The following is a 12,451-nucleotide window of genomic DNA, read 5'->3' as shown; positions in this document are numbered from 1 at the left end:
TCTGTCATATTTTATTTGTGCAGGAAAAGTTTCGCGTGGACTGTCCCCGGGCCGGTACCGTTGTAGTTCCTGGCAACAGGCCTGGGGACTGTCCCCGCTTAGTACTATCTGTGCAGGTTCACACAACTCAGCGTCTGTCATATTTGATTTGTGCAGGAAAAGTGTCCCGGGGACTGTCCCCGGGCCGGTTGTCCCCGGGCCGGTACCGGCACCCCCTGAATGGTTACCTGCAAAGCAGCCCTGGGGCAGCGGATTTGCAATGATTCCGGAAAAAACTCAGCGCACCATTATCTGGTAGCGGTAAACCGCACGGTTGTGCTCCTGCAGGGTCTTGCTGAAGTGGTGAGTACCATCGTTTCTGGAAACAAAATAGTAGTAACCGTGCTCTTCGGGGTTCAGGGCCGCCTCCAGTGAGGCCCGGCCTGGAGAACAGATGGGCGTTGGAGGAAAACCCCGGTACTGATATGTATTGTATGCATTATCCCTGTCTTCCAGGTGCCTGCGTCTGAGCCTGCCTTCAAATTCTTCCCCCAGCCCGTAAATAATGGTGGGATCGCATTGCAGAAGCATGTTGCCTGCCAGACGATTTTGAAAAACCCCTGCAATCCTTGGCCGCTCTTCTGCACTACCCGTTTCCTTTTCAATTAGAGAAGCCAGGTTGACCAGCTCATAAATTTCCTCAAAAGGCATATCTCCCCACAGGTCCCGGGTGGAACTCCAGAACTGGTTGATCATTATCCGGGCCAGCTTCTCAGCCCCCAGGTCTCTGCTGGGCGAAATATAATATGTCTCTGGATACAGAAAACCTTCAGCGTTGGAGGCATGAATATTCATCCGGTCCAGGAATTCTCTGTCATGGATCACCGCTTCGAACTCTTCAAAAGACGCAAGTTCTTTTTTATCCAGGAGCCTGGCAATATCCCACCAGGGTGCCCCCTCGGGGATCTGCAGGCGCTTCAGCTTCTCCCTGCCCGTACTCAGGTGCTCCAGCATCTGGTGTATGGACCAGCTGGTATCCACCTGGAAATGCCCTGCCTGAACCCTGGTGGCCTTGTCCTGGATCCAGCCCCAGTAATACATTAATGTCCCGCTTTTAATAAGGCCCTGGGATTCAAGTTGATAAGCAATACTTTTAAAACTCTGGCCCGGGCTTATGCGGACTATCTCCATGCGGCTTTCCTGACTCTGAGGAGAATGCACCAGATGATGCAGGTAGATCCCTCCCAGCACAATCACTGGTAAGGCCAAAGCAAAAAGTCCCCCAAGCACTTTTTTTATACTCATTTTATCCCTCCCCCGCCGACTGCCTGCCTGCAAGAAAAGAATCCAGGATCAGGACGGCTGCCGCCTGGTCAAGCTGGTCCTTGAGATTCTTACCCCTGACACCCCGCCCTTTGAGGATAAGTTCTGCCTCATGGGAGGTGCAGGCTTCGTTAATGATATGTACCGGTACTGCAGTCCTTCTTTCAAGGCTTATCCGGAAGTTCTGGATCTGTCTGCAGCTCAGGCTTTCCTGACCCTCCGGACCCAGGGGAAGCCCCAGTACAATGGCCTCTATTCCAAGACTGTTAATTATCTCAATAATCTCATTAAAAAGATCTTCCCGTGTGCCGCGGTGAATGGTTTTCAGGGGGAAGGCCATCTTCCCCTGGGGGTCGCTTACAGCCAGCCCCACTCTTTTTAGTCCAAAGTCAATCCCAAGACATTTCATACTTCAGACTATCCAGCTTTAATCAGGATCATATTTCTGTCCTGCTCAGCATTTTTAATTCTCTGCAGCAGATCCTTCCTCCATTTTTCACCAAGCAGCCTTTCCGCCGTATACTCGGCGGTGTGCATCACCGGGCGCTTGTCTTTCAGCATTTCCATGCACCTTCCTATTCCGATTTTACACGAAGGGCATCCAACCAGCAAGGGGATATCCGGGCCGAAACCCGGCAGCTGCTCTCCCAGATTCTGGATTTTTTCCTGCCGAACCGGGTTGAAGACCCTGGGAGAACTCATGGCCCCCAGGCCGCTCTCTCCGCAGCAGCCGGTGCTCATTTCCACCTGCAGGTTCAGGGCTTCCCGGAATTTCCGGGCATAAATTCCCCCGGCCTTTAAAGGATTTATATCTTCCCATTCAACATGACAGGAATGATGGTAAAGAACCTGTCTGGAATCCGCCTGTTGAGGTATCTGCAGATTCTCTAGCAGATACTGTACCACGTCCTGGTGCTGCAGCACCTTCCCGTAGCCCTTGAGGCGGTATCCCTGTATTCCCTCACGGCATGTGCCACAGGATGTCAGTATGTGTGAAAAGTTCAGGCCCTGCCACTGAAAATCTGCGATGAGACGGTTCAGCGCTTGAGTGTTTTCTTTCTCCATCCTGCGCATTCCATCTTCATCTCCGGCAGCCAGCAGGGGGTAGCCGCAGCACATATGGTTCCGGGGCAGGACGACATTTCTTCCGGTTTCAAGCAACAGAGCCAGTCCGGCAAGCCCTATGGAGGGATAGAATATGCCTGCCCCGCATCCTGGAAAATACAAAAGCGCTCTGGAGTCGCTGTTATTTCCGGATACAAACAGGTTCTGTTCATGAAGATTTAGAACCTCCGAGAGGTTGCGGTACTCCATGGCCGGAGTTCTGGTCTGAAATACGGGACTGGTTGCCTTTTTCCGCCAGAAGGCCGGTATAATTCCCACCAGGGCGTTTTGAAACTTCTGCCCTAAAACCGCCGCCTTGGCCATCCTGGGAATCTGCTTTACCGGATCCTGTGAGACATAATCCAGGAGGCGGTCCTTTATTGCATGTCCGGAAACATTTCTGGCCTTGAGGTAGTTTCTGGCCTCCAAAGACACCTTGCCGGCCTTTATCTTCACCGGACAGATACTGGTACAGCGCCCGCATGCTGTACAGTGTTCCACAATGGTGCGCAGTTCATTGAGCACCTGCTGGTCAGGATCGCCCTGCACCAGCATGGTATAATACAGGGCCTCGATGAGTCCGGCCAGGGAAATGTTTTTGTTCCTGGGGTGGTAAAGCTTGCCTTTCCGAGGGATGAACATGGGACAGGCCTGCTTGCATTTGCCGCAGTGCGAGCAATTCTGGATGCTTTTTAAGAGATCAATAAATAGATCGCTTTCATCCAGTCCGGCCCGGCGCAGATCCTCGATCAACTGGTTGAACGAAAAGGTGTAGGGCACCGAAACCATCTTCCTCTGCACCAGTTTCTGAGGGTTGAATATATTTCCGGGGTCCACCTCTGCCTTGTAGGCTTTCAGGGCTTCGATTTTGTCGCTGGAAAGATACTTGATCTTGGTCAGACCTATGCCGTGTTCCCCTGACACCTGTCCGTTGAGGCGCAGGACCTCTTCAAAGACCCTGGCTGCCGCCGCCTCTGCCAGGCGCATCATTTCAGGGTCATTGGAATTCACCGGAAGATTGACATGGCAGTTGCCGTCACCGGCATGCATGTGATTGGCTATGATGACTCTGCTGCTCTGAAGGTTTTTCAAAATCTCATCCAGCCTGTCCCTGTGGGCGGGATAACGCCCCTTGAGATCCTGAAAGAAAAACACTATCTGCAGTTCGTAAATCTGCTCCGGCAGAGCATCCTTGGTCACCTGCTGCTTCAGTATTTGGGCGATAACCTGCAGTTCCATCAGGATATATTCATCGTCAATGCTGACACCGGGCAGGTCCAGAACCCTGTTCAAGGCCTTGCGGTAGGCCAGGGCCAGGTAGTACAGATTCAGGTTTTCAATGAAATCCGCAAATTCCGGAATAACCTCCAGGGGTATGACCACGTCCTCGTTTATTTTAAATCCGCTGGTATGTTTGGTAATGGCGGAAAGGCGATGCCTGTCCTCCCAGAATTTTTCGGCCTCTTTGTCATCATCGGCCACAAACACGTCCACCTGGTCGTAAGGCGAGACCAGCTGCACGATCTTTTCCACCACCTCCTGCAGGGCATCAAGGTCATCAGAGTCGAGCTGCAAAATAAGAACTGACATGGGCTCACCCTCATAGGTGGAGGATTTCTTCTGGTATTCGATGGCCTGCACATACTTGGTGCCGAACTCTTCCAGAGCTGAAATCTTGACTTTGTCCCCGCTTTTGCGGATCCCGTCTCGCAGGGCAACTATCTCTTGTATCACCTGCATTGCATTATGCATGGTATGCCCGAAAAATTCCAGGCACAGTACCCGGTAATGAGCCAGTTGCGGGTAAAGGGTGAAACTGACCTCCGTTATCAGACCGTCTACGCCCTCTTTCTGGATTCCCGGCAAGCCGCCCAGAAACTTGTTGGTAACGTCCTTGCCAAGTCCAGGAGTCCTGATTTCATCTCCTTTGAGTCTGACAGTGTTCTTGACCCTGCCCTGCTCATCCTTGATCTCGAATACAACAGTTTCATGGGGCAGAATCTTGTGCCTGGGATGGTTGATTCTTTTAACCTGAATAAGATCTCCTGTGGGGGTAACCATCTTGTAGCTCAACACATTGTCCAGTGTGGTTCCGTACTCGAAAGCAAAAGGTCCACCCGCGTTTTCGGAAACATTCCCCCCCAGGGAAGAAGCTGCCTTGGAAGCTGGATCGACCGTAAACAAAAGCCCCTTGCGGTCTACCGCCCTGATGGCATCCAGGGTAACCCCCCCGGACTGGGCTGTCAGCACCATGGATTCAGGGTCTATGTCCATGATCTTTTTTAGCCGTCCGGTATTAATTACTACTGTCCGCCTGGAACAGGGTATAGCTCCCCCGGTGAGACCCGTTGCCCCACCCCTGGGAACCAGGCCGAACTGCATTTCATTAGCCAGGCGCACCACTGCCTGGACCTGGGCCGTGTCTTCCGGGAATACCACCATCATGGGCATATCCAGGCGGAGGTCTGTGGCGTCAGTGGAGCATTCCAGCAAAGTGGCCGGGTTGGTGGATACATTATCAGTGGAGAGATATCTGCTGATTTTTTTCCTGACTTTCTCTTTGAATCTCTGGTCCTCCAGATAGTCATGCCAGTATTTTTCCAGGGCCTGGGTGATACTGCTCAGGAATTTTGGGGCTATGCCTCCACGTTCATTGTCAAGCCTGGAAAACACACTTTGCTGTACCAGTTGAGGGTTGATGAAAGGGTTGTACCTGATGATGAAAAGTTCAGATGCCAGTTCCAGTGCCAGCCTTTTTACAGACTCCGGCCAGCCCTCAAACTGGCTGGAACTGACATTTAAAACCTGATCAATAATAATCTCCGGTTCTAGAGAAGAATGTGGTTTCTTATCGGGCATTAATCATGTCCTTGTTAGCAGCATTGAATATGAAGAGCTTAATCATGGTTAAAATCCATACAAACGGCCCCGGGCTCTTCTGGCAAGAGCCCGGGACAAATCATGTTTACGTAACCACTCAGGGGGTACTCGGAGGTGACTAATGGCACAAGGCCAGGGGACTGTCCCCCTGGACGTTACTACCCCCCCTGAATGATTACATGTTTACCTTAATCTCCGAAAAAGGTGTCGTAAATACCCATGATCATTATGACCAGGATCAATACCGGCACCACGTAGCGGATAAGCACCACCCACCAGTTGCCCAGGGAGATAAACCCGGCGTTTTTGTTGCCTTCCTGGACGGCTTTCTTGGCTCCCCAGATGTATCCTACAAATATTGCGGTTAAAAGACCTCCCAGAGGCAGAAATATGCTGTTGGCAAACCAGTCATAGGTATCAAGCAGATCCATACCCAGACCGGGAAAGGTCACACCGCTCAGCACACTGTAGCCAAGGGTTGTCGGCAGACCCACGATAAATATTATGATCCCCATGGCAACGGCGGCACTGCCGCGGCTCCAGCCTTTTTCATCAATAAGCCAGGCAGTGACCACCTCCAGCAGGGATATGGCCGAGGTCAAAGCGGCAATACTGAGCAGTATGAAAAAAAGCACGCCGAAAAGCACTCCCAGGGGCATTTCGGCAAAAACCGCCGGCAGGGTGATAAAGACCAGGCCGGGTCCGCCGTCCGGGGCAAAGCCAAGGGCGAAAACCGCCGGGAAAATGGCAAAACCGGCCAGGATTGCTATTCCGGTATCAATGCCGACCACCGAAGCTGCGTTGCCTGGTATCTCGTCTTTTGCCCGCAAGTAGCTGCCATAGGTGATTATGGCCCCCATACCCAGACTCAGAGTGAAAAAGGCCTGGGAAATGGCTCCTAGAAAAGTCCTGGAACTGACATCTCCGAAATTGGGCTGCAGGTAATAGGCCAGACCCTCCCCGGCTCCCGGCAGGGTAACAGCCCTGATGATCAGGATCACCAGGATCACCAGGATTGCCGGCATTAGAATGATCACCCACCTCTGGATACCCCGCACAACACCTGCTGCAATAATGCCTATGGTCAGGATCATGAAGATCGCCTGCCATATGATGGGCTCCCAGACACTGGTAATATGCCCGATAAACACATCTGCATGGTCTATTTCCGCTGCTGTAGCGGAGATAACAACCTTGTAGATGTACGCCAGTGACCATCCGGCCACTACAGAATAGTATGAAAGGATTACAAAGCCAGTAAACACCCCTAAAGCACCCACCAGCCACCACGGAGTATTCGGGGCCAGGGCCTTGAATGCCCCTACGGGATTCTTGTTGGTCTTGCGTCCTAATATGATCTCATTGACCATGACCGGATAACCTATGAGAATGATGGCAGCCAGATAAATCAATAGAAAAGCCGCTCCGCCGTGTTCCCCGGTCATGTAGGGAAAACGCCAGATGTTGCCCAGTCCCACTGCCGAACCCGAGGCTGCCAGCACAAACCCCATCCTGGTGGCCCAACTTTCCCGAAAATTCACATCCTGCATTTTCTTTCTCCTTTTTGATTAGACGGTTGACAACTAAGGCCTGCCACGCTCCCTGCCACGCGCTTTGCGTGGTGCTTGTTGTTGTGACAGGACCTGAGGAAATCACCAGAGCGGGGAGAAACAGTCCCCCCATGCGACATGCAAAGCGCTGCACAGCAACTACCGGATTTTGTTTTTTTCTGCAGCAAAAAAATTGTTGCCGATTTTGTTAATTCGTATCTGTTTAGCGCTTTGCATGTGGCATGGGGACTGGCTCTTCCGTCACGCCTGAGGCGTGATTGTCCCAGAAAATGAGATATTTTAAGCACAAAATGATGCTCAAGTGGGTCCCGGAGTGCCTGTCCCCTGCTTTCCTGAAAAGCGCTAAACAGATACGTTAATTCAAATCCTGAACTGAAAATATTGCCAAAAGAGATCGCTTTTTATAAGTATTCGTGTCAGGGCTTTTCTGACTTCAACAATATTTTATCCTCTGCCTGTAATGATGCAACTGCAAAAAGTCGCATCTGTAATGCCCACCTCTCAAAAATTTAAAAGATCAAGGTATTACCATGCTTTCAAGGTCAAAAATCCAGGAAAAAGATGCATGTGCTGTCATAGCTCATGTTGACAAGCAGGGAAGGCCCACTCATGCCAACATCGTTCAGACCATCGACGCTCTGCGCAAAATGGGCCACCGCTCAGGAGATATAAACGGAGAAGGAGATGGGTGCGGACTCTCCACGGACCTGCCCCGGACAATATGGATGAAGCGGTTGTCCAGTTCCGGCCTGAACCCATACCTGGCTGAAAGCAGAGGCTTCTTTGCCGGACACTTTCTGATCCCTTTGGACCTGCAAGACCAGTGGGCCGATATCCAGGCACTGACCCGCAACATTCTTCAAAAGGAGGGTCTGAACATCCTGACGGAAATCCAGGGCAACACCCGCAACCAGGAACTTGGTCCCAGGGCATCGGTTGAAGCCCCCCTTTTCTGGCAGCTTGCAGGCATCGCCCCCGATGCATCCCGCCCTGCAGCAGCCAGAAGGCTTTTTTCGTCACAGATGCGCCTGGAGAAAGAATTGCCCCGGCTGGAAACAGCTTCCCTGAGCCTGGACAGCGCCATATACAAGCTCCAGGGAGTCCCGGATATGCTGCCAAAAGTATATCCTGAACTTCGCGACCCGGATATGACCTCGGTAGTGACCCTTGGGCATAGCCGGTATTCCACCAATACCCTGCCCACTGTTCTCCGGTCTCAGCCCTTTTCCCTGCTGGGTCACAACGGCGAGATAAACACCATTGAAAGATTGGAATCCACGGCCAGGATGCTGGGTATCAGGCCCGTAATGGACGGAAGCGATTCCCAGAACCTGAACAGAATTCTGGAAGGGCTGGTGCATCAGCATGGACTGGACATCATGGAAGCCCTGGAAATGGTTTTTCCCCCTGTCCACAGTCTTGTGGAAGACTACCCTGAAAATCTTCAAAAACTCTATTCCCTTTATCGCTGGTTTTTCCCCTGTTCCGCTCAGGGACCGGCAGCCATTATGTGCAGGTACGGCGACCTTTGCCTTGGCAGTGTGGATGCGTTGGGGCTTCGTCCCTTGTGGTTCGGAGAAAGTGAAACCCACTATTTCCTGTCTTCTGAAAAAGGCGTAGTGGACCTGAAATACAATATCCGCGACCCCAGGCCTCTTGCACCCGGGGAAAAGATCGCCGTTCGCACCGGGAGAGAAACCAGGGCTCAGGTGTTGGATTACAACGCTTACCAGGACCAGTTATTGAAAATTATGCAGGGAAGAACCGGCAGCGATGGAAAACTTGCCTTTCTATACTCACTGGCAGGTGGAAGAGACCGGGGTATGGGAATCGCATCCGCTTTTTTAAGAGACACCAGTATTCTTGCCCAGGGGCAAACATTCATGACCGAACCTCCAAAACTGGATCAAACAGGCGTGCTGGCTGCATTCGGCTGGCAGAAATACGATATGAATATCCGAAAACGTGTAGCATTAGAAGGCAGGGAAGCCATAGGTTCCATGGGTTACACCGGTCCCCTGGCGTGCCTGATGCCGGATGCCTTTCCCAACCTGGCTGATTACTTCAAGGAAAACGTAGCAGTGGTGACCAATCCGGCTATAGACCGCCAGAGGGAGGCGGAACATTTTTCCACTCGTGTCATTCTGGGTTTAAGGCCTGACATGGAGTCCCAATCTGCCGGCCATGCCCTGGGGCTTGAACTCGCCACCCCGTTACTGCTGGGAGGAAGGGGGCTGGAAGGCAGGCTCAGCCTGGAACGGGAACAGGGACTGGCCAGAATATTCAATACTGCATTGCTGGAAGAGGTCATCGCTTTTTTTACCGGACAGGGACATGATCCGGGCCGGCTGGCGGTTCTTGACGCTACTTATGTTCCAGGCAGCGGCATCAGGCAGGCCCTGGAATCTCTTGCGGCTCAGGCCCTGCAGAAAACCGAATCCGGTTGTATGCTTCTTTTGCTGGATGATTCAAATTCCTTTCAACAGGACCGGGTCTTTCTGGATCCCGGCCTGGCCACTGCATGGGTGGTGGAAAAACTTGTCCGGGCCGGACTGCGTCGCAAGGCCTCAGTGGTGATACGTTCTGCTGCAGTACGCAACCTGCATGATATTATGTTTCTTATCGGACTCGGGGCTGACGCTGTGAATCCGTATCTGCTGTGGCGTATTTCTTCTGAAATTTGCGCCCAGAGGATACCTTCAGAGCAGGCGGTGCACAATACCATGCAGGTATTGCAGGCCGGCATGGAAAAAATCATGTCTACCATGGGGATTCATGAACTCTGCGGTTATGGCCGGATCTTTTCCGCGGTGGGGATAGGCCGGGACCTTGCCGCTCAGATGCAGGTGCCGAGCTTCTGCAATTCCAATACCTCAGGAATAGGGCTGGATTTTCTGGAACACCAGGGTCGCCTGCGTCTGGAACGCGCCCTGAACCATGTTGGAAAAGATCTTTACTCAGAGCCTTCAAGAAATCAAAAAGTAGGACGCATCCTGCGCAAGGTGGCTCAGGGCAGAACAGGATATGCTGAGATGGCGGTTTCCCTGGAAGAGATAGACAAACACATGCCTTCAGGAATCCGCCACCTGCTGAGTCTCAAGGAAGCTCCCTGTGAAGAGCAGCTCACACATGACCAGATAGATCTTTCCATTGACGGACATGACCTTCCCCTGGTTATAGCGGCCATGTCCTTCGGATCCCAGGGCGAAAATTCTTTCCGCTCCTACGCGTTGGCCGCCAGAAAGGCCAATATCATCTGTATGAACGGCGAAGGAGGTGAAATTCCTGATATGCTGGGCGCATTTCGGCACAACCGTGGACAGCAGATCGCTTCCGGGCGTTTCGGGGTTTTTATGGGACTTTTAAACTCCACCGATTTTCTGGAAATCAAGATCGGCCAGGGAGCCAAGCCAGGGGAAGGCGGACACCTTCCCGGAACCAAGGTTTCCGCCATGGTTGCAGAAGCCAGGAAATGCAAGCCCGGCATAACCCTTATATCTCCGTCCAACCAGCATGATATCTACTCCATAGAAGATCTGGCCCAGACGATTACGGAACTTAAAACTGCTCACCCCCTGGCCAGGGTATCTGTTAAGATACCCATCACCAGCGGAGTAGGCACCATTGCTGTAGGTATAGCCAAGGCCGGGGCCGACATAATCAATTTGAGCGGTTACGAAGGAGGAACCGGGGCGGCCAGGGAGCACGCCAAAAAATACGTTGGTCTGCCGGTGGAAATTGGTGTCAGCCTGGCCCACCAGGCCATGGTGGAATCGGATCTCAGGGATCAGGTGGAAATATGGTGCGATGGGGGCGTCCGAAACGGCAACGAAATCCTGAAGCTGATTCTTTTAGGTGCAAACCGTGTCGGTCTTGGCACCCTGGCCTTGATGGGTATAGGATGTATCAGCTGTCGACGATGCCACCTGGACCGCTGCCCCATGGGTATCTCCACACAGCTTCGTACCAGGGAAGAAGCGCAGGAAAAGGGTCTCAAAAATTTCTGGCCCAGAACCTCAGAGGTAGAGGCCGATAATCTGACCAGACTTCTCAGGGCTCTGGGAGACGAAATGCGGATGCGGCTTGCTCGAATGGGACAAAGCAGTCTTCAGAACCTTGCAGGCCGAACTGACCTGCTGACACAAAACCATGGACAGGACAAGGTCGATCTTTCGGATCTGCTTTTGAGCATAGACAAACCACCAGTGCCTGAAACAGCAGAGCATGGCAGAGTAGTAAGAAAACCTTTAAACTACCTGACCAGGCTGATTTCCGACCTGGCAATGGAACATTTTTCTACAGGTGAAAACCGGGTGAACTTTGCCGAGGATAATGTAAGCAGTTCCGACCGGGCTGTAGGCACCTACCTGGCAGGAGCTATACAGCGGAGCTTTCCTGAACAGGAAGACCTGCTGGCCTCTCTCAGGCTGGAAAATTCCGTCCCGGGAAATGGTCTCTGTGCCTTTGGCAGGTCAGGCCTGGAAGTGGTGGTACTCGGAGGATCCCAGGACGGGGCCGCCAAGGGATGTTTTGGAGGACGCCTTGGAGTGCTCAAGGGGAGCAACTTTCTGGGCCGCCATATTGACGGTTCCACCGGCAAAAGCTTTGCTTACGGAGCTATCGGCGGACTGCTTATGATCCAGAATATGGCCGACTCCAGGGCCTGTGTGCGCCTTTCAGGTGCGGACGTGGTTTTTGGAGGACGCATTACCTCCCCTGTCAATGATGAAGGCGGCAACCTGGCCGTCAACGCCCACCTCAAGGGCTTTGCTTTCGAGTACATGACCGGAGGAAGGGTGGTGGTCCTCGGGGATCCCGGACCCTGGATCTGTTCCGGCATGACCGGGGGAGTGGTTTATCAATGCCTTTATCCGGAATACGACTTCGGGCGGGACAATATCAGACGCCGTCTGGCAAAAGGAGCCAACGTGATCGTTACACCCATCTCAGACCAGGGCATCAGGGATGTCCACCGACTTCTAGAGCCTTACATTCATGAGCTGGAAAAAAGCCTGCAGATGGAAGAGGCAGGCATAGTCAGGGACATTATGCAACACGCCGAAACACGATTTGCAGCCATAGTGCCCAAACCTTTGTGGGTAAAATCCGCAGAATAGTCATGCCCCGGGACCGGGCACCATCAGGCCATGAGCTGCATAGCCTCGCGCCCGGTCATCCCAGCATGGACCCCCAGGACCTGGGCGGCGGGGCTTACTTTTTTGACCTCCGCTTCCAGCATGTCTTCAACACTTTGTACTCCGCGTACAATCGCCAGGGCTTCATCAATCTTTTCAGCCACAGCCATGTTGAAATAACCGCACCCAAGAATACCCTTTTCCCCCCTGACCGCCAGCAGCCTGGTTTTTGGGGTGGGAAACTCCACGTACCAGCAGGTCTTTCCGTCTATCATCAGTTGATTACAACCTTCCATGGTAAACCTCCTCAGTTTGTATATGTGTATCTGTTCAACACATAACGCGGGCTATGCCCGCAACCCAAGATAAAGAAGTGCTCGTATCCCACACTTGGGACAGTCCCCGCGACAATATTTTTTTGGTTACTGAAATCTCTCATTAGCAAAACTGGTTGCCTTT

General features: G+C 52.5%; 6 protein-coding genes. 1 reads left to right on the top strand and 5 read right to left on the bottom strand.

All coding sequences use genetic code 11. The features are described from left to right. Positions 1-276 precede the first annotated feature (276 nt). The 4 genes from mltG to QZP87_RS07230 form a co-directional block, all read right to left on the bottom strand. Positions 277-1,284 carry an endolytic transglycosylase MltG gene (gene mltG, locus QZP87_RS07245; RefSeq protein ID WP_291322252.1) on the bottom strand — a complete coding sequence of 336 codons (1,008 nt, stop codon included), beginning with the start codon at positions 1,282-1,284 and terminating at the stop codon, positions 277-279. A 1-nt stretch (position 1,285) separates the two neighbouring features. After that, positions 1,286-1,711 carry a Holliday junction resolvase RuvX gene (gene ruvX, locus QZP87_RS07240; protein WP_291322251.1) on the bottom strand — a complete coding sequence of 142 codons (426 nt, stop codon included), beginning with the start codon at positions 1,709-1,711 and terminating at the stop codon, positions 1,286-1,288. Positions 1,712-1,719: 8 nt separating this feature from the next. Further along, the gene (locus tag QZP87_RS07235; RefSeq protein WP_291322250.1) at positions 1,720-5,265 is read right to left on the bottom strand and encodes an FAD-binding and (Fe-S)-binding domain-containing protein; all 3,546 of its coding nucleotides are present in this window, start codon (positions 5,263-5,265) and stop codon (positions 1,720-1,722) included. A gap of 209 nt (positions 5,266-5,474) precedes the next feature. Further along, the gene (locus tag QZP87_RS07230; protein WP_291322249.1) at positions 5,475-6,836 is read right to left on the bottom strand and encodes a sodium-dependent transporter; all 1,362 of its coding nucleotides are present in this window, start codon (positions 6,834-6,836) and stop codon (positions 5,475-5,477) included. Between the two features lie 551 nt (positions 6,837-7,387). On the opposite strand from QZP87_RS07230, the gene QZP87_RS07225 reads away from it, so the two are divergent. Continuing rightward, entirely contained in the window at positions 7,388-11,974 is a 4,587-nt protein-coding gene (locus QZP87_RS07225; RefSeq protein ID WP_291322248.1) for a glutamate synthase-related protein, read from the top strand. A gap of 23 nt (positions 11,975-11,997) precedes the next feature. Here QZP87_RS07225 and QZP87_RS07220 read toward each other — a convergent pair whose 3' ends face one another. After that, on the bottom strand, positions 11,998-12,288 hold the full coding sequence (locus QZP87_RS07220) for a DUF1805 domain-containing protein (RefSeq protein ID WP_291322247.1): 291 nt from the start codon (positions 12,286-12,288) through the stop codon (positions 11,998-12,000). Positions 12,289-12,451 lie beyond the last annotated feature (163 nt).

Origin of the sequence: Desulfonatronospira sp., from assembly GCA_003563255.1 — a bacterium.
Taxonomy (GTDB): Bacteria; Desulfobacterota; Desulfovibrionia; order Desulfovibrionales; family Desulfonatronovibrionaceae; genus Desulfonatronospira.
This window is presented reverse-complemented; position numbering and strand designations above follow the sequence as displayed.